Source organism: Thiothrix lacustris DSM 21227 (assembly GCF_000621325.1).
GTDB lineage: Bacteria > Pseudomonadota > Gammaproteobacteria > Thiotrichales > Thiotrichaceae > Thiothrix > Thiothrix lacustris.
In genome coordinates, this window is the sequence record NZ_JHYQ01000001.1 from 58,179 (window position 1) to 76,273 (window position 18,095).

Genomic DNA, 18,095 nt, shown 5'->3' on the forward strand with positions numbered 1-18,095 from the left:
ATCATAACCTACACATTAAACAACCCAAATCATCAGACTCATCAGAATCCCTATCTATAAGTTTCTTTTTTGGCTTCAGTTTTTCGAGTTCTTTTCCAAGCTGTTTGTTATTTTTTATTTCGTCAGCTCGCTTTAGCAAATCTTCTAAACTACCACCTTCAGACCAAGTATGATCACGTCCATGTGCCTTATGGAATTCTTCATAAGACATCGCTTTCTTATAAAGATCAGGATACCTTTCATGCAAACTAATCCATTCGTCTTTTCTTTGGAAAAAGCAAAAATAACAACCTGAACGACTACGCCACTGATAATAAGCTGGAAGACCCAACCCAGAACTTTCTAAAATCTCACGAATATCATTTATATCCTTACTATCTTCTACAAATGGGTAGCGTGCTGAAATATTAGGCTTTGTTGATATGTAACCTTGACGCTGAGGCTCATCCGCACGTATTCCAACATAAGTAATCGCCTCATCATTACCAACAAACTCTTCAAATGGCCTCAGTTTTAAATTAGTTGTACACCAACGCATTTTAGCGGTCGGCAGTATATTTCCATTCAGCTTAAAGTAGTGTTCAAATCCTTTCTCTGAATTAAGGCGAGTAATTTTTTTTCCAAAATATGCCTCAAGCTGATCCACAAATTCTAGCGTTTCGGGGAGTTCTGCTCCGGTATCCGAGAAGAAGTATTCCATTTTTTCGTGGATTTCGGGGTATTTATCACGAATGTAGATAGCCAAAGCCGAGCTATCTTTGCCCCCCGACAAACCCAGCAAATGCCGTACTGGTTTCTTTTCTGTTACATCATTCATGATTGAATTTCTCCATTTTGTTCTTTCTGTGATAAACGCCCAAGCAAACTGGCAATAATCGCCAATTGCTCTGATTCATTCAGATCATCCAAACCCTTAGCAATTTCCCCCACCCGTATTTCCACGGCTTGGCGCTGGGAATCCGATAATTGCACCACCCGACTCCTTTCTCCATGCGTGGTATCCACCCAGCGGATCAACACCGCATCCTGAGCCTTGTCAGGGTTAGGCACAGCCAAGCGTAATTTCATCAAGTCACGCAACTGCTGCCCGCGCTCTTCCAAGCGCAACGCTGCCTGCAAGCGGTTTTCATCCGTCCACTTTTTCGGCGGAATCCCCTCAACCAACGTAGCCATCGACTCCAGCCAAGCCTGATCAGAGTCATACCCCGCATCTCCAAGGCGACGGATAAATGCACCCAACACTTTCTGGTCAGTCGCGTACTTATCCAAGCCCTCATACCGCCGCGCCAGTTCTGCACGCAATGACGGTAAATCCGGCATAACCTCATCCAGCAATACCCGATTCAAGGTTGCCTGCCAGTGATCCAACAACACCCCATAAGCCGCGTTCAACTCACGTAACACAGCCACCAAACGCTGAATAAAGGTCTCAACGACCACGGTATCACCGGATTCAAACGCATCAGATGCCACCCCACAAGCCTGTGGCAATTCCTGAAATAACAACGCGCCCGGACTTTTCGCCTGTGTAAAAATCTTCCGTACCCGCTCTGCATCCGCACTCAACCCCGAACAACGCTTCGTGTAAGGTGGCAAGTTGGACATAAAGCGCACCAGCGGCCCCACAATATCCAACAAGGAAGCGTCGGCACGCACCTTACCCACCACCGTACTCATGTACTGGTCAAACAAGTCGCCACGCACACCTTTCAGCTCAAAGCGTTCCAACGCAAACAACTCTGGCCGACGACACAAGAGTTCTGCCTGCGCCAACGAGATCTCGTCAGAAAACACACCTTCTTGATACAAAGCCACTTCACGACGATACGTCAGGAAGTACGCAATCAAAATAATCGGCAAGATACCCAACTTGATACCAAAGGGTGGTTGACGCAGGGTGTTATAAATTTCTGTCAGCGGCACTTGCCTTGCGCCAGCATCACCCAAGGTTTTGGTAATCGTGTCCCACATGGGCTGCAAACTATTCGGGATCTGAAACAACAGCTTCCCATTATCAAACACATTGACGAGTGCGGGTTCATGAACTCCCCAACGCCCCTGTTCCTCTCGGTGCAATCCCGTCTCTTTGAGCAATGACAAATACAAGCTCATTTCCGCTGGGGTTTTCTCAATGCCAAGGTAGGGTTGGTCAGCCGAGGTGAGCATCGCATTGATCAGCCGCTTGCGCCCGGTATTGGCACTGGCTGACGGTTTATCCCAGTTAGCCAATTCGTTACGAAGCAATGGCGCTTTGTGGTAGCAATACGTCGTCATCCATTCAGACAACTTCTCTTGCAAACCACGGCGGTTACGCACCTGCCACACCTTGCCATTTGCTGACCATTGCAAAGATTCTGGTTCTTCCAATAAGCCCCGTAACAGCTTGCCTGTTTCCAGCTCGGCATTGTGTAACCAATCACGGTACTCGCGCTGTGCCACAGGGTCTTGATGCAAAGCTGCGTGATGTTTGGGTAATTCCTGCAATGCCAATTGGGTGATCACTGCTTCCCGCAAACGTTCGGTGGAAGTACACAGCGCGACCACATCGTATTCGCCAAATGTATTCACATCCGGCAATACTTCGCCCTCTTCCGCTAGGTAAAACACGATGCGGGGAGATGTTTGCTCCAACTTGGTTTTAGTGCGGGTCAGATGGGAAGCAAAATAAGGTGTAAAACTGCGTAATGTGCCCGTTTCAATCGTAGCGCGACGTGCCACTATTGACTTGAACGGCGCAAGCGCATTCAATTTGTCAGCCAATGGCAGGTTTTCAAACTCCACCAAGGCTTGTTGCAGGTTGCCAGCCAAATCGAAATCGCTGCCCTGCCAGACGCGATATTCTTTATTGAAACTGCGGAAATGGATAATGGAAGCATCCGCCAAACGCTGGCTGTGGGGCACAAAGGTTTCACCAAAAGCCAAACCCAAAATCGCCTGACTGGCTTTCAGACCACGTTGCCCACCCACCAGATTGAGCAGACCAATAGTTTTCAGCAAACTAACAGCGGGGTCATCAGGGGCAACATCAAAACGTTCTAATGCTGTCACCACCTCAACCCAACGGTGATAAGTCAGCGGGTCAGAGAAACCACCGGGATGATTCAGCATGAAGTAATCATACAAATCAGCAGGCATCACCCACTCACCCAAGCGCAATTGAGCAAGCCGGAAACGTAGCCCAAACGGTTCCTGGCTGCTGAGATAGGAAAACAGGGTGCGTTCGTTTTGGGCAACCTTCTGGCACAGTACCGGCAATATCAGCGTCGTCAGGGGGTGCAGCGGGTAACATTCCGCAAACAAGTCCTGGGCATTGTGCTTATCCATGCCATGTGGGAGCGCCCCTTCTGCGGCAAGTACCGCAACCCATGCTTCCAATTGCGCCTGAGTGTCAGGCGGTAACGCACAGCGACTATCAAACGCGGCAGCAACAAGCCGCAAGGATTGTTCAGCAGGTTCGAGGAAGGCTAGCGTATTGAAACGCCCTTGTATTTTCTGCCATTCATCGCGCAGGTGCTTGCCCAAACGCTGGGTATAATGCTCAAACGATTGGTGCAACATCACCATGATATGCAGCGGGGCATCACCGCCTTGGTGAGCATGTTCCGCCAACAATTGCAGCAAATGGATTTCACGGTTTTGCGGATGGTAGGCTTCGTATTCGAGGAACTTGCCTAGCTCGTCAATTTCAAGCAATACCCCGCTGCCATCCAGCACCGCCCATTCCAATTGAATCTCTTCGATCAGCGCCATGACGCGATTCATAGCCGGTGGCGTGGCTTCTTGGGAAGCCTTATGGATTTTTTGGCACAGCTTTTCATCCATGCCTTGCTGTGCCATCGCTTCGGCAAAAGCTGCCAGCAATTGCTTGCTCAACGATGCCGGAATCCCGTTAACCACGACACGCAGGAAGCCGCGCTTACCCGTCGTTGCTTGAGAAAAATGGGGCAGTAACGCTTTAACAGCTTCATGTTGCCCCAGCACCGCCATCGCCGCCCTGTGCATCGGGTCATCTGCCGCAGCCAGCAACGCCGAAAGGAATAAAGCAAAAGCGGATTTGCCCGAGCCATAGGGGCCAACCAAAGCCAAGGCGCGGTCGGCTGGTGCACCACCCAAGCTGAGAGCCACTTGCTCCAATGCCTGCAATGATTTGGCGGTCGGCAAATAAGCCTTTACCAATTCCAGATTGCCCACATCACGCTGCAAATTGACGGAACGGGTATAGCCTGCCCGAATACGGATTTGTTCGCTTAAACCACTCATGCAGCAGTCCCCTTGTAGTAATGGCTCAACACATCGTCAGGTTGCTGAGGTGGGGTTAAGCGGTATAGCTGGTTTAAGCCTGCGGTATCACGTAAATCATACATACGCGGGTAGTGTTCCATCACTTGGTATAAACACGTCATCAGCCCTTCTTCTGTCAAACGGAATACTGCCCCAGGTGCTGCCCAACCCGTTCCGCCGTAGAGCAATTCACGCACCGGAATCGCCGCTTCTTGAGTATTATTTTTTTGCCCTGCTTGCTCAGCAAAGCGTTGCTGCAAAGCAAAGTGGAGTGCCACAGGCGGTAAAAACGGGCGGGAAGTCCGCAAACTGCTGTAGCCATAGCCCTCTTCTGTATTCACCAATTGCAGCGATGCCAAGGGCGAATCCAGGTGTTCTTCCCCGCCTCGACCCGCCACGGGGGAATACATGCGTAACAGTGTGGAAAGATCCGATTTCAGGGTGGTATGCGCCCGCTTCAGACCTAACTCCTGTTCCACAAATTCTTCCAAGGCTTGCAAGGCATCCTTATCGCGGAAGCGTGGTGCAGAATAGTGATTGAAGAACCAGAAAAACCCCGTAGCCATTTCTGCATTGGATGCAATTAACCAATGCACAATCCACAGCGTGGCTTCATCTTCCAGATAAGGGTCGCCATCTTTACCCAGCAAAGCCTTGCCTAAGGGGGAAACGATGCCATCACCGTTCGTAAACGTGACCAAGCCTGTTACTTGTAACCAGTAATACAAGGCATTGACCATGTTGCGTCCAATACCTAACTGGGTCATGGCTTTCTCATGTTCACGCTCATGAAAAATGCTCTGATGTTTGCCCACAACGTCAACACCTTTGGTTAGCCAGCCATACCGCAAGGGGAAGGTCTCATGGCGTCCAAACGTCGTTTTGTTTTTATTCAATTTCATTCAGTCCAGTTCCTGCATCCGGCGTACAGCGGCAATGATGTGCTCTACCGCCTGTGAAATATCTGTCATTGTGTGATAACGGCTAAAGCTTGCTCTAACAGCCCCGTATAAGGCATCGCCCTCCACTCCCATTGCCCGTAATACATAGGAGGGGTCGATTGTCCCTGATGAACAAGCAGAGCCGGAAGACAAGGCTACTGTTGTTGCAAGTTGGTTGATCAGTGCATCACTGCTTATACCGTTGATGGAAAAGTTGACAATGTAAGCTGAACTTCGTTCCGTATCGCCGTTTATTTTTATAGCAGAACTTTGTTCGAGTTGCTTAATAAATTGCTTTTTGAGTGCGCTAACGTGTACGTAATCTTGTGATTGAGAGTGTGCCGCAAGCTGCAAAGCGGCAGTCATGCCAGCAATTTGGTGTGTAGCCAACGTGCCAGAACGCAGACCAAACTCCTGTCCACCCCCCGTCAACATCGGTTGCAAGCGCAACTGCCGCCGGTTACGGATGACCAAACAACCAATACCTTTAGGCCCGTGAAACTTATGTGCAGAAAGCGAGAGAAAATCAATCGGCGTTTCGTTGAGATTGAGAGGAAACTTGCCTGCGGCTTGGGCTGCATCAACGTGAAACAGCACACCTGCCTCCGCCAATACAGCGGCGATTTCGTCAATGGGCTGACAAACACCTGTTTCGTTATTGGTGTGGAGCAAAGAGACGAGGAGCGTTTCGGGGCGTAGTGCAGCTTTGACTGCTTCGGGTTCAATCCAGCCCCCAGCATTAGGCTTTAAATACGTGACTTCAAAACCTTCCTGCTCTAGGGCGTGACAGGTTTCCAAGACTGCTTTATGTTCAATCTGTGAGGTGATCAAGTGACGCCCATGACTCGCGTGTGCATGTGCAATTCCGCGCAATGCCAAGTTATTGGACTCGGTAGCACCAGAGGTGAAGATGATTTCTTGCGGTTCGCAACCCAGAATACCAGCGATAGTCGTGCGGCATCCACTCATGGCATCCGCAGCCACTTGCCCTGAACGATGCCCAGCCGAAGAGGGGTTGTAGTAGCAGCCGTCAGCACCCAAATAACGTAGCATTGCCGTTATTGCTTCTGGCGCAACAGGGGTTGTGGACGCCATATCTAAGTACAAAGGGGTATCTGACATTGCTTATCAACTTCCAAATTATAATACACAAGGTTTATAAAACGCGCAGCAAATAAGGCTTCATATGGCGCTGCACACACTGACAAGCTTGATTTTCTTGGCACTATGCAGGTAGGTAGACCATTACCGTATCGTAAACGTTCAACCCTTGTCTTACCAAAGGTTAGCAGTCATGCATCATCAATTTAGATAAAAAATATAGCAGCCCGTTGCCCACCCGAAGCCTACAATACATCCGCACCCTGTTAAAGTAGCGTTCATAATAGTATCAGATTAACAAATATTATTGGAAGAAAAATAACAATAGATCTTACTGATCTCTGCTTATTTCACAATCGCTTGACCCTAAACACATGAAACATATAGTATAAAAAACACGCTATTCATAGGCACAGAGGTTAGGAAAAAGAAACGCTACGTTATTGATTGATATAGGCCGTTTTAACGATCTTTAGGAAAAATGAACCAACTTAAATTATTGATTTAAATGATTTTTCAAACCGACTTAAAATCCCTCGGTGGCGACACCGTGCCGGTTCGATTCCGGCTCCGGGCACCAAATTTTTCAAGCACTTGCTAGATTTCGCCCTTCCCTGTTTTTTGCCCGTTTCGGTCGGGGTCATGTTGGGGTCATGCTTGCCCTGTTTTCGGGGTCAAAGTTCAAGGGACTACTGCCCTACCCCATCGGCACAAAAAAGCCGCAACGGGTGCGGCTCTGTCTTGATCGGGTGCTGGTGCTGGTTGGTCACAGTAGCGACATAAACCACGCTGCTGCTGATATGAACATACCTATAACCAATTGCTTGAAATCGCTGGTTGTCCTGCCATCGGGGTGTAATATTTCCAATCGCTTACTTTTTGGGAATATCAGGCCGATGGAAACGATATAAAACGTTAATTGTGTTAATGGTATCCATGCACCTGCATTTAATCCGTTAGCCCACCTTAAAAACTGTTCTATTTGTGCAGGTTGCACTAAGTAATAAACCACAATGGCATTAAATATCGAATAAATAAAACGTGCCCACTGGTTTTTATCTTCATACATAAATATTCATCTCTTTTTAAATCCTCTGCTAAATAGTCCAATTCTCTCACAACATAAAAGACAAAGCCGGGAACTTGCCCCGGCTTCGTTGTTTACTGGTGGCGGTCAGGTGCTACCCTTCCCGCCCGGTTCGATCAGGCCACCTTCAAGTATTTCAGCTTACGATTGCCGTCCTGATATTCGGGATTCAGCACCAGATAGCCTTCACGGGTAGCACGTTCACCGAATCCATCCCAAACGGGTTTTAATGCCCGTGCGCTGATTCCGTCCAAGTCGGTGTACTCACGCGCCAACTGTTGAAACGGTCTTTCCGCCGTGGTGATTTTGCCGCTAATGACCGCCGCCCGCCATACTTTATACAGACTTTCAATCGACTGCTTCACCGCTGCTTCACTGCCCTTTTGGTAGTCTGTCGCAGTGCCTGAAGCAGTCGTTGCAGCAGTCTGCTTCACCGCTGCTTCACCACCCTTTTGGTAGTCTGTCGCAGTGCCTGAAGCAGTACGGGGCAGTGATAGCGCGTAGTGCTCCTCAGCCGTCCCCAATACCGGGTTATGAATGCCCGTTGCACCTGATTTTTGATGGAACGGTGCGGCTGGTACAGTGGTCGGAATGGTGGCCTTGCTTGCCAACTTTTCCGCCATGCGTTCCAGTATCACATCATTGAGTGGGGCAGGGTTTGCCATGCCTGCATACGCATCAAATACCGCCGCCTGAATCGCCGTTGGTGAGTTCGCGCCGGATGCCTTCACACTGGCTTGTATTTGTTTAACGGTCGCTTCTACGCTCATTTGATTAGCTGGACGGGTATTTATAACGGGTTCATCTAATCCACCTGTCGATACTATTTTTTCACCTGCATTTAATGATTCACGCCATGTTTTAACAGGAGTAGGGTTTTTTAATTCCGATGCTTGGTTTAAACCGGTTTGAATACCGTCCAGTTTATTAGCCGCCACCGTGTAAACATTTTCACGGGCATTTTGAGCGCGTGCATATTCGTTGGCGATTATTTCAGGTGAAGATTTTAAACCCTGTTCAACTTTTGCCGCGAATTCTCCAACGGTTTGCCGTGCTGAATTAGCATTACTGTTGAATGAAGATACTGGCGCGGATTCATTGGCTTCATTGGAATAAGTGGTAACACTTCCATCATGCTTGCGGGGTGGCTGGCGTAGCTTGCGGGTCACGTCGTATCCATGCGCCATTAAATATTCACGGGATGCAGCAAATTGACCACCCAAGTAATGAAACGCATATTCGAAGAAGCTGATCAAGGTCAGGCTTAACAAAAAACTAGCCGCCGTTCCAGACGCGCCAAACACTTCGCGGATGAACTTTACCAGTGGGTGGTAATTGTTTTCGTCACGCTCCATCGTTTTGGCGGTGGTTGCCAGTGCTAAGGCTTTCGCCTGACTGGATTGGTCAGCCCCGGCTATCATCTTGTTGACCGCATCAACACGCGCTTTGCTACCTTCACAATGTTTTTCCTTGCCACGTGCCAAACGCTCTTCACACTGTGCCAACTTCATTTCAGCCGCCTGTAAATCGGCAGAGTAGGGGTTATAACTTGCGCCAGCCCCTGCACCAATGGCTTGCACAATGGCTTTGTATGTCGGTGATTCTTGGCTTTTTGACTCCATGCGGATGTTATCCCGCTCCATGCCTTGCCCGATCTCAGAGAGCAAACTAAATGCCACTGCGACAGATACCGCGATAATCGTAGCTTTCTTGCCGCCTTCGGTGTCCCCCTTGGAATAGAGGAAGTACTGATATGCAGTCATGACCGCAACCAGCCCCAAAGAGGGGATAGCTTGCGCCCACTGCGAGCCGTCCCACTCCATGATTCGCAGATGCCCGGCAAAGTAGCCCACGACAAAGTAAGCACTCATCAGAAAAGCCGTGATTGCCGCCACGGTGTAAGCAAGTTGACGCTGTTTGAATTCGGCATACGCCAGACCTGCGTTGAATGGTTTTTTGTTGTCCATGATTATTTTCCTCAGAACCAGTAAGCCAAAAGAAGTACGGAAAAGGTGAAGGCGATAGCCCTAACCCCGTGTTGTGATTGTGCTGCGACAGTTGCCGCCAGACAGAGGGTCAGCCCCATCAGGGTGTAGGCTACGTTGTTCATGGCGGGCATCATCCCGGCATAGTGCAGGCCGAACACTGAGGGAATCAGCAGGAAGAGTGCCCACCATAACCATGCCGCTAACACTGCCAGCCACGGAATCAGGGCATGGATTACACGCCAGTCGATACCGCTGCTTTGATTAGCTTCACCGCCACGTTGAAGACTGCCAGCGCCGATATAATCCTGCTCTTCGTGTGTCAGCGTGTGATTACTCATGACTTGCCCCCGAATATGGCTTTAATCCAGTGAACCATTGAAATGCATACCAACGCCATACCGACCGACAGTAGTACCAGTGCCAGCGGTGCGGATTCTGGCGACTGTTGCGCGAGTTCTGCCCACGGGGTCAGGATCATGGCTAACAATGCCGCCGGTGTAGCAACAATTGTCCATTTAGGAATAATGTGTTTCATCCCCAAACCTCCCGTTCGTCGGTTTGCGTACAGTTATTTACAGGACTCCAAGGGGCAGAGGAGGAGGAAGAGGAAGAGGGAGAAGGGGTCAGGATGTTGAAGCCTTCCACGTACTCCACCGCCGCATTGAATGCGTTTTCTGGTGCGGTTGCCCCGGCCTTGGCTTGGATGCGCCAGACGTGCAAGCGGGTTTTGATTTGCTGGATACCTGCCAGCAGTTCCACGCCGTCGGTCTTGGCGACGATTTCGCCGTATTGGTTGCTGATGATTTCCCCGGTGTCTTCGTTGATGCGCTCCACGGTGTACACCTTGAGGGGTTGATCTTTGCGCAATGCCAGCACACCGCCTTGCAGTTCTAGGTATGCGCACCAGTCGCCTGTATCAGCGGCTTGTCGTGCGGCTTCCAGCAGTCCATCGGGCAGGGTGTCACGCACGCGCCGCAATTCGCGCCACACGCCTACAGGTGCGCCGCCGATTTGTTGGAATTGGCGGATACCCCACAGTGACGCCCACGCACGGACGCGCTGCGAGCTGTCAGCAGAATCAACGCCGCCTTCAAAGTCTTCATCAACTGCATAGCCGTTGATGTTCTTTGAAACATACTTGGCTATATACCCGGTGGCACTGCCTTTGCTGGCGTCGATCTCCACGGCCTTGAAGCGGTATTTTTCCGCGCCGCGTTCGTCGCCGTCTTCGAGTAGGGCATAGTGTTGGATGATGGCGGTGACGGCTTCACGTTGCGCCGGATCAACAAAAAGCAGCATATGCCAGTGGGGGCAAGCGTCATGATGTGGTTCTGCTACGCGGAAACCGTAGGCGGTTAGGCTGTCACGCTTGAACTTTGAGCGCATACGCGCCCATAGTGCGGTGAGGTAGGCTTGTGCTTCCCGTGGGGTTGCCCCGGTGTACTTGGGGTTGGTGTCACTACCTGCTGTGTAGCGGTGAAACTTTGAGGGACACGTCAGGGTGTAGAACATGCCTACATGCCCGGCCTTGGTTGCTGCGTCTTCAAAGCCGCGCATTCTTACCATGAGTTCTACGCGCCGCACTTCGGGATTGGATACGCCAGACTTGAGCACTTGCAGCATATCCACGGTTTCGCCGGTGTCTTCGTTGATGGCTTCGAGTGCTGAAAGTGCACGTATGCTGGACTGGATACGCGCTTGCATGGTCATGAATAGGGATTCAGACACGTACAGGCCACGCCCACGACGAACCACGCCCAAATGGATGGCAAAGGCTTCCTGCTGGCGGTCTTGCCGCCGGGTCAACTTGCGCTTCCAGAATTCTGCATCAGACAGACGCCCGATAATGCCGGGTGCGTCATAGATTGCCATGCTTTGCGGGTCAAATCCGGCGGCCTCATAGAAGCCCATGCCAGTGGTGACGGCTTGCGCCGGGTCACGGGCAAGCCTGAACAGTTTGCGGCATTCGAGCGCCAGACGGTCGGCCTTGCGCCTGATTTCTTCATCGGACAGAGTGAAGACGTTTTGTGGGGCATGGTCTGCCAAGTCCATCAGGTACAAGTTAGCGTTGCGCCGTTTTTCGCCGTCGTGTTGGCCTGCTGTCTGGTACAGGTTGGCATATTCGCGCTGTATCGCGGCATGGTGCTGGAAGGGCAGGCAGGCAAGGCGGGATTGAATCCATCCTGCGTCTTGTGGGTTGTGGGTGGCTTGCATCATGGTTGCACCTCCATTGCGTCAAGTGCTTGGTGCAGGTCGTGCAACTCTGCCAGCAGCACCTTGCATTCAAGGCGCATTTTTTCGCGGTTGACAGGGTTAAGGTCAGCACTGACGGCACGCAGGGCAAACACTGACAAGCTGTCAGCACGGCGATAAATATCATTCAGCAGTTGGGTTAGGTCGTTCATGCTGTCTCTCCCTGATCTATCCAGCGGTTCCACTGGTTTGAAGCAAATTCATAGTGATTGCCGGGGTTGGCGGCCTGTTTGCGCCGCTGGATGTTGGCGGCAGTCAGTGCCAGACGCTCAAAAAATGATGCATCATCAACCAGATCAAACAGGTGAGGCGGCAGGTTCAACAAGGCTTTTGTGTTGGTGTTGGGGTGGCTCATTTTCTCACCCCGCGCCCGTCGGTGACGGTGTTGGCGTTGAGGTGGCTATCGAGCACTGAGCGGCGATAACGTACAGCCCAGCCGCCTACCTTGACGAATGCCAGACGGTCGGGGTGTGTTGATCTCCAACGGCTCAAGGTGGCAGGTGAGAGCGACAGATAAGCCGCTGCTTCTGCTTCGTTTAGCAGTGGGTCGCCGTTGATGGTGTATGCAGGGATGGCCTGCACGATTTGCGCCCGACGGATAGCATCACGGTTGCGCCGAAATTTGCGCTGCTTGGTGGTGGTGAGTGAGGTACTCATTTTGCACCTCCGTTTTCGATCAGAGTGGCGAGCTTAATATCATTGGAAAACACGAGCGTTTGTAGGGTGTCGTGGAGTGCTTCTAAGCGTTTTTCCAGCGTTTCAAACAGGTGGGCTAACTCGGTGACTTCTGCATCATCACTGAATGCAGCTTTCCGACCAATGGCAGACAAGTTAAACAATGCCCATGCTTCGATGGATGCGGTATGGATTTGTTCTTGTACCTTACTCATGCTGCACCTCCGTTAGTGGATGCTGCATAGCCTAACTCAGTGGAAAAACCACCTGCGTCATCTGTACGCTCAAAAATGGCACGTAGGGCATGTTGTGCTTGTTCGAGGGTGTCACAATCGAAGGTTTCTAGGTTGATGCCGTGGCGGGTTTTGCGGTGGTAGGCAACGTCCACAAAGCGGATGTGTGCAGGTTCATTGCCTATCTTGCCGACGTGGTGTCCTTCGACAATCCACGCGACGGGTGAGGCGTAACGGTAGGCGATTAACCCGGTTCTGGACGCCTTGAACACAAGGGTGTCGGGGGTTTTTCTTTTGGGGTGTGCAGGTGCAAACGGGATGTGTGGCATACGTGCCAAGGGAGAGCGGGCAGTGTTGCCCATAGTGATTGCTGTCATGATGACGGCTCCAAGTTGAGTTTTTACTTTGGGCAAAAGTTGCCGGGTACAGTAATCGCTCTCTTGGAACACGACGCGCTTATTTCGGTTTACACCGTTTTGTAGTCCACGCATACCCGGCATAAAGCCGCTTGCGCATTCTACAGACGTAAAAAAACCGCCTGCGTCGTGGTGGCGGTGTTGCCGCCAAGTGAGGGGATTACTGTCCCAGAATTTTGCTGTTTGTTGGTGATTTGCACCAACAGATTCAGTATGCCCATGAATCGCGGGCAAGGTCAACTTATGGGCGCATAAGTTGTTTTCTGTTTTTTGGGATGATTTCGAGAAATCATTCGATTTGTGGAAATGTTGGGTGGTTTTGGCTATCATATCGGCTGAACTTTTTTTCTAAGGCCAGCGGTATTGCTGGCCTTTTTTTATTGTGCCTTATGATTTCCTAATAATAGGGAAGATGCCCCAACATGCCCTAAGATGCCCTAAAACTGTTTATTTTTTAATCCCGATTGCCCTTTTTATTGAATCCACACTACACCCCGCCCTTTTCGCAGCTTCATCCAATAACACGCCCCTCTGAGCATACCGCCCAAACTCTTGAACAACCTCTTCATAGATTTTTAGGCGTTCGGCGTTTTTGTCGAGGGTTGATTGATGCTTTTCTGAGGGTGGTTTTGGTGTAACGGTGGGTGGTTTTGATTGTTGGGGTAGTAAACTTTTTTCCGGCACTGGCACGCAGTTTGCTTTGTAATTGGCGTGCCTATAGGGTGCTATTGCCATGAATGGCTGTAAGGCTAGCGTAAGCCGTCTTGATGGTTCAGTAATACGCTCAATCCGTTCACTGAGTTCGCGGAATGGCTTTAGCTTTTCACTAATACGATCAATCTGCTCACTGAGTTCTCGGTATGGCTTTCCGCGCTGGCTATCATCCATTCACACGCCCTTTGTGCTTGCCACCCTTGCAAAAAAATTGCCGGGAAGTCTGCAAAGGGCTTACAGATGTTCGGTGATCAGCCTATCCCGGCTAGGTGAATGTAACCTGATGTGGTGCTATTTTCCAGTTATGCCCCCACTTCGTTTACTGCGTGTTTCATGTTGGCCTGCACGTATGCCTTTACCGCTGATTCCTGATAGCGTCTTAACACGCGGTCACGCCGCTGTATTTCGATGTGAGGCAGTGGCAGTTCAATCAAGGTTCTTCGGCAAATTCCCAGCATACGCGCCGCTTTATAGGAACTGATAAGGCGGTCTACCCGCTGTTCGTTTTGCATAGTTGTTTCTCCAATCGGCTGATAGCCTGTTTTACTTTTGCGCCGTACTTTTGCGCGAGCTGGTAGCCCTGTAACGCCGCTTGCGGGTTACTGCGTTGGAGTGCCAGCCCTTGCGCCTTGTAAAATTTCGCGGTGATTTCATCGGCAATAGCACACTTATCCTTGTTGGTGAGTTCGCCTAAATGCTGCAACCTGTCGAGCATTTCACTAGGCTTTTCATAATCCAGCACGTAACCGCTGAATTCTTCCATTAGCAATTCCGGCAAGGTGCGCTTGAACCCTTGGGGTGAGTTCATGCGGTGTTGCAGTGCGTATTCTGCCAACGTCATGAAGTATTCCACCTGCATGGTATCCAATGCCCACAGGCAAATGGTCACGAGGGTTTCATTGTGTTTAGCGTCTCCGCTGTTAATGACGGTGGTTAGGTAGTCGGCATATTCAAACAATATCTCTAACTTTCTCACCTGCCTCTGAAACTGGCTTTTGATAGCACGTAAGTCGTGCTTGTCCTTATCCAGCTTCACGAGCATTAGTTTGTGATGGTTTGCCGAATGCTGGCTTGATGCGAGAGCGCGAGGCGCAACGCGCCCCGCCTCCACGTCCAGCCGATGCTTTGCAGCATAGCTTTGCAGGATCACACCCATTCACCCGCCGCGTTTTTGAGTTTGATAGAACCCGCACGTACCGCGCCGAATTTGCCGTAATCTTCCACGACATAGGCATCATTTGAGGAAAGATATTCTTCCACGCGGTCACGTTTGGGGTTGTCGATGATTGCCCGACGTACCGCGCCGGTTTGGAAGTAAATGCTCAAGTTGTCGTATGAGGTGACAACCAGACCACGCGCCGGGAAGAATGGGATGGTAACGGTAGGCAATCCGGCAATGGCTTCTTTAGCAAACCAGACTTGCAAGGCGTTTTTGTCGGTTGCGCTGCGGTTGTCGTTGTACAGGGTCAGCCCATGATTCACCCACAGTTCACGCCCGATAATCAGTACCAGGTCATCACCGCCAACGTGCCACGGGTCGAGTAAGCTGCTCATTACGTCGAATGCCAGCGCGTCCAGCGTGCCATACATGCCACCTTCACCAATGGTGAATTCGTCGGTGGTTTCCGTTCCGTCTGATGCGTACCCCATAAAGTTACCGGGTGCTGCCAGTCGGACTTTTTCAAGCCAGCCGATATTCACGTCTTGCAGCAATGGGTTAGCGGTGCGGTCGGTTTCGGTTGCCGCGCTTGTGCCATTCCACCCGACCATGATTCGATCAAGGGAAACGCGCTGCAATACTGCCTTACGATAGCGGCCTTGGAAGTCATCCAGCGCCGCCCATGCGTCCAGCGTGCGGTAACTGATATGTGTATCGAAGTTGGTTTGCTTGCATTCGTATGTGTCGGCATCCAGTGACCCCACGTAGGCGGTCGCCCGCTCTTTGGTGTCGGTGTTGGTACGGCTGGCAATGGGTGCGCCCACGCCTAACCCCAGTTTCTGCCCTTTCTGTTCGGTCACTGGGAAAATGTTGATGTTGTCGAGAAAGGCGGATGATTCGCCCATTCTGTCCACGATGGTCTGTTCAACTGAGGGTAACAGGGTGAATTTTTCGGAAACGTTGCCCACGTCGTTTGCGCCCGCAACCTCTTCTTTCATGCGGTTGAACCGTTCGCGTGTCTTGCCTTTCATAATTAATCCTTATGGTTTGGTGGTTTTTAGTAATCGTTTCTTTTGCGTTCTGAATCACCGCCGTTGTGCGGTTCGCGGTACTGTCGCGGATTTCCCTGTATTGGCGTTGCCAGCAGGATGATTTCGTCTTGCTTGCTTTCCATCGTTGAATAGTGGCTTTCCAGCTTTTCAAGCCTTGCCTCCATTGGCTTCATTGCCTCAGCTAGCAGTTGCTTGAAGTCTTCGCGGTTCATGTCGCGCTCCTTGGGTAAGTTGATGGGTGTCAGTTGTGGGGTAGAAAAAAGATTCGTTTGCCGTTCGGCTGTACTAAATTTCATGATGCCCGTGCCAAGGCTTGCCGGTGAGTCGGTCACACCCACGCCCACAAGGTAGGCTTTGCCCGTGCCTGCAAAGTCTGGCTGTATCTCAACTGATAGGTGCACTTTCTGACCATTGCGCACCATTGCGATTAGGTCTTGATGGGGTGCTATGCGGATGAATAAGGCCATACGCCCGGCAAGGCTTCCACCTTGGATGCGTTCGGCCTTGGCTTCCACCACGTCGCCCAATGCCTTGAACATGCCGTCTGGCATAACGCCCCGGATATGTTCAGGCCAGATTCTGGCGTTGTAGGTTTCTGGGTTGTAGGCATCAGCAATATCAACAATGGATTGTTCGGGAATGTCGCGCCCGTCGATGGTCTTACCTGCGACGGCTGCGCGTATCGGGTCAGTGATAAGCATGTTGTTTTGTTCCTTTTGGTCATCTAATTCAGATGTGGGAATCATTGCTTAGGGTTGTGCTTGGCTTCCACTGGTTGGGGTTAGGCCACGCGCTCACCTAACGCGCCCTGCCCGTGGCTTGAAAGAATGCGCTCAACTCCACGCCTGCCGGAAAATAAGTGCACTACTAATAAATGCACGCCAAAACGCACGGAAAGCCCGCGCCGCTTATGTTTCAGAGGGTTGGTAAGTGCAGAGTGCTGCACCAGATTTGCACTAGAAAAATGCAGTGTTGTGCAAAAGGTCTTTAGGCTGGCGTTCAGGTTTCGACTGAATGGCGGAATGGCAGGCACAAAAAAGCCGCAACGGGTGTGCGGCTGGTGTGTGATGTTGGTGTGGTGGCTAGGCCGCTTGCAAGTCGCTGCTATCCCGCTGGATAGAAAAGCGGAAACCTAGCCCATGAACAATGGCTGCCACGGTGTCGTATTGTGGGTTGCCCTGTTCTGACAAGGTTTTATAAAGGCTTTCCCGGTTTAGCCCTGTAATTTCTGCCATTTTTGCAATGCCGCCTTTAGCTATCGCGGCATTACGCAAGGCCAACAGTAATACGCGGCTGTCTCCGTCTTCCATTGCTGCATCAAGATAGTCGATGATGTCTTCATCGGTTTGCAGATAGTCGCTGCTACTGTAGGGTAGTGTCGGCATTCCACGCGCTCAGTAATGAAAACGGCATTGCAAAATAACAACTTCACCATTCTGCACGGTGTAAACAATCCGGTGCGTTTCGGTAATGCGCCTTGACCAACACCCCGAAAGATTGTGCCTCAGTGGTTCGGGCTTGCCTATGCCGTCGAATGGGTCACGCTGAATATCTTTGATCAACTCATTATTGCAGGGGTTATTCAATGATGCCCGCGAGTATTTCTAGGACTTCATCGACAATGCTATCAGGGGCGGTTTCTATGCGCCTTGCCCCCCTGCCCACTAGGTCAAGTGTCCGCACTGCACTAACCAGAACAACGCCCTGCGTTTCTGTGCCGCTGCCCATCAATGGCACGGCGAAACCCGCCACCCGCGCAAGGTTGCCGCCTTGGGTAATCGGTGCTACCAATGCAGTGCCGACAGTATTATTGAATTCACGGGTGGAAAGTACCAGTGCAGGGCGCATGTCGCCTTGCATCTCACGCCCCACTGTCGGGTTAAAGCTGACTCTCACAATGTCGCCGCGTTCAAATCCGCCACGCTTTACCATACTTCATTACCTGCCGCTGGCATGTTGTCCCATTCGGTTACTGCTGTTGGTATCGGTGCGGATGGGTCACACTTAGCTAACAGGTCGGCTAGTTTGTATTTTTTGCGCCTAGCCGCTGCTTTTGGCTGTAGGGTGAGTTTGCCGCCTTCGACACTTAGCTCTACTTTCGCGCCTGCTTCCAGCCCCAGCATAGACAACCATTGTCTAGGGATTACCACAGCGACGGAATTACCGACGGTGCGTAGTGTTGCGGTGGTCATTCG

General features: G+C 51.0%; 23 protein-coding genes. All 23 read right to left on the reverse strand.

Going from position 1 to position 18,095, the window contains the following annotated elements; all coding sequences use genetic code 11:
• Position 1: 1 nt before the first annotated feature.
• A complete protein-coding gene (locus Q394_RS0100250) occupies positions 2-817 on the reverse strand; it encodes a phosphoadenosine phosphosulfate reductase domain-containing protein (protein ID WP_028487506.1) in 816 nt (271 codons plus the stop codon).
• Positions 814-4,260, reverse strand: coding sequence for a hypothetical protein (locus Q394_RS0100255; RefSeq protein WP_028487507.1), 3,447 nt, complete (start codon positions 4,258-4,260; stop codon positions 814-816). The genes Q394_RS0100250 and Q394_RS0100255 overlap by 4 nt, the downstream gene beginning before the upstream one ends.
• A complete protein-coding gene (locus Q394_RS0100260) occupies positions 4,257-5,183 on the reverse strand; it encodes a DUF4007 family protein (RefSeq protein WP_028487508.1) in 927 nt (308 codons plus the stop codon). The genes Q394_RS0100255 and Q394_RS0100260 overlap by 4 nt, the downstream gene beginning before the upstream one ends.
• A complete protein-coding gene (locus tag Q394_RS0100265) occupies positions 5,184-6,344 on the reverse strand; it encodes a cysteine desulfurase family protein (protein ID WP_028487509.1) in 1,161 nt (386 codons plus the stop codon). It lies immediately after the preceding gene.
• Between the two features lie 745 nt (positions 6,345-7,089).
• On the reverse strand, positions 7,090-7,392 hold the full coding sequence (locus tag Q394_RS0100270; RefSeq protein WP_028487510.1) for a hypothetical protein: 303 nt from the start codon (positions 7,390-7,392) through the stop codon (positions 7,090-7,092).
• Positions 7,393-7,526: 134 nt separating this feature from the next.
• Complete coding sequence (locus Q394_RS0100275; protein ID WP_028487511.1) at positions 7,527-9,377, reverse strand: hypothetical protein; 1,851 nt, start codon at positions 9,375-9,377, stop codon at positions 7,527-7,529.
• A gap of 11 nt (positions 9,378-9,388) precedes the next feature.
• A complete protein-coding gene (locus Q394_RS0100280) occupies positions 9,389-9,736 on the reverse strand; it encodes a hypothetical protein (RefSeq protein ID WP_028487512.1) in 348 nt (115 codons plus the stop codon).
• The gene (locus tag Q394_RS0100285; protein ID WP_028487513.1) at positions 9,733-9,933 is read right to left on the reverse strand and encodes a hypothetical protein; all 201 of its coding nucleotides are present in this window, start codon (positions 9,931-9,933) and stop codon (positions 9,733-9,735) included. The genes Q394_RS0100280 and Q394_RS0100285 overlap by 4 nt, the downstream gene beginning before the upstream one ends.
• Positions 9,930-11,615 carry a replication endonuclease gene (locus Q394_RS18530; protein ID WP_051542543.1) on the reverse strand — a complete coding sequence of 562 codons (1,686 nt, stop codon included), beginning with the start codon at positions 11,613-11,615 and terminating at the stop codon, positions 9,930-9,932. The genes Q394_RS0100285 and Q394_RS18530 overlap by 4 nt, the downstream gene beginning before the upstream one ends.
• Complete coding sequence (locus tag Q394_RS0100295) at positions 11,612-11,803, reverse strand: hypothetical protein (RefSeq protein ID WP_028487514.1); 192 nt, start codon at positions 11,801-11,803, stop codon at positions 11,612-11,614. The genes Q394_RS18530 and Q394_RS0100295 overlap by 4 nt, the downstream gene beginning before the upstream one ends.
• Positions 11,800-12,006: a hypothetical protein gene (locus tag Q394_RS0100300; RefSeq protein WP_028487515.1), complete on the reverse strand. Its 207-nt coding sequence runs from the start codon at positions 12,004-12,006 to the stop codon at positions 11,800-11,802. Before Q394_RS0100300 ends, Q394_RS0100295 begins: the two co-directional genes overlap by 4 nt.
• On the reverse strand, positions 12,003-12,308 hold the full coding sequence (locus Q394_RS0100305; RefSeq protein ID WP_051542545.1) for a helix-turn-helix domain-containing protein: 306 nt from the start codon (positions 12,306-12,308) through the stop codon (positions 12,003-12,005). The genes Q394_RS0100300 and Q394_RS0100305 overlap by 4 nt, the downstream gene beginning before the upstream one ends.
• Complete coding sequence (locus Q394_RS0100310) at positions 12,305-12,541, reverse strand: hypothetical protein (RefSeq protein ID WP_028487517.1); 237 nt, start codon at positions 12,539-12,541, stop codon at positions 12,305-12,307. Before Q394_RS0100310 ends, Q394_RS0100305 begins: the two co-directional genes overlap by 4 nt.
• Positions 12,538-12,936 (reverse strand): hypothetical protein, encoded by a 399-nt coding sequence (locus Q394_RS22215; RefSeq protein ID WP_156946703.1) that lies wholly within the window; start codon positions 12,934-12,936, stop codon positions 12,538-12,540. The genes Q394_RS0100310 and Q394_RS22215 overlap by 4 nt, the downstream gene beginning before the upstream one ends.
• A gap of 486 nt (positions 12,937-13,422) precedes the next feature.
• Positions 13,423-13,863, reverse strand: coding sequence for a hypothetical protein (locus tag Q394_RS0100320; protein WP_028487519.1), 441 nt, complete (start codon positions 13,861-13,863; stop codon positions 13,423-13,425).
• A 128-nt stretch (positions 13,864-13,991) separates the two neighbouring features.
• Positions 13,992-14,201 carry a hypothetical protein gene (locus tag Q394_RS0100325; protein WP_028487520.1) on the reverse strand — a complete coding sequence of 70 codons (210 nt, stop codon included), beginning with the start codon at positions 14,199-14,201 and terminating at the stop codon, positions 13,992-13,994.
• The gene (gene gpM, locus Q394_RS0100330) at positions 14,180-14,839 is read right to left on the reverse strand and encodes a phage terminase small subunit (protein WP_169735864.1); all 660 of its coding nucleotides are present in this window, start codon (positions 14,837-14,839) and stop codon (positions 14,180-14,182) included. Before gpM ends, Q394_RS0100325 begins: the two co-directional genes overlap by 22 nt.
• Positions 14,836-15,879: a phage major capsid protein, P2 family gene (locus Q394_RS0100335; protein ID WP_028487522.1), complete on the reverse strand. Its 1,044-nt coding sequence runs from the start codon at positions 15,877-15,879 to the stop codon at positions 14,836-14,838. The genes gpM and Q394_RS0100335 overlap by 4 nt, the downstream gene beginning before the upstream one ends.
• 26 nt (positions 15,880-15,905) lie before the next feature.
• Positions 15,906-16,601: a GPO family capsid scaffolding protein gene (locus Q394_RS18535; protein ID WP_169735865.1), complete on the reverse strand. Its 696-nt coding sequence runs from the start codon at positions 16,599-16,601 to the stop codon at positions 15,906-15,908.
• Positions 16,602-16,982: 381 nt separating this feature from the next.
• On the reverse strand, positions 16,983-17,285 hold the full coding sequence (locus Q394_RS0100345; RefSeq protein WP_028487523.1) for an addiction module antidote protein: 303 nt from the start codon (positions 17,283-17,285) through the stop codon (positions 16,983-16,985).
• A 9-nt stretch (positions 17,286-17,294) separates the two neighbouring features.
• Entirely contained in the window at positions 17,295-17,486 is a 192-nt protein-coding gene (locus Q394_RS21805) for a Txe/YoeB family addiction module toxin (RefSeq protein WP_084260288.1), read from the reverse strand.
• Positions 17,479-17,832 (reverse strand): type II toxin-antitoxin system ChpB family toxin, encoded by a 354-nt coding sequence (locus Q394_RS0100355; RefSeq protein ID WP_028487524.1) that lies wholly within the window; start codon positions 17,830-17,832, stop codon positions 17,479-17,481. The genes Q394_RS21805 and Q394_RS0100355 overlap by 8 nt, the downstream gene beginning before the upstream one ends.
• Positions 17,826-18,092, reverse strand: coding sequence for an AbrB/MazE/SpoVT family DNA-binding domain-containing protein (locus Q394_RS0100360; protein WP_028487525.1), 267 nt, complete (start codon positions 18,090-18,092; stop codon positions 17,826-17,828). The genes Q394_RS0100355 and Q394_RS0100360 overlap by 7 nt, the downstream gene beginning before the upstream one ends.
• Positions 18,093-18,095: the final 3 nt, after the last annotated feature.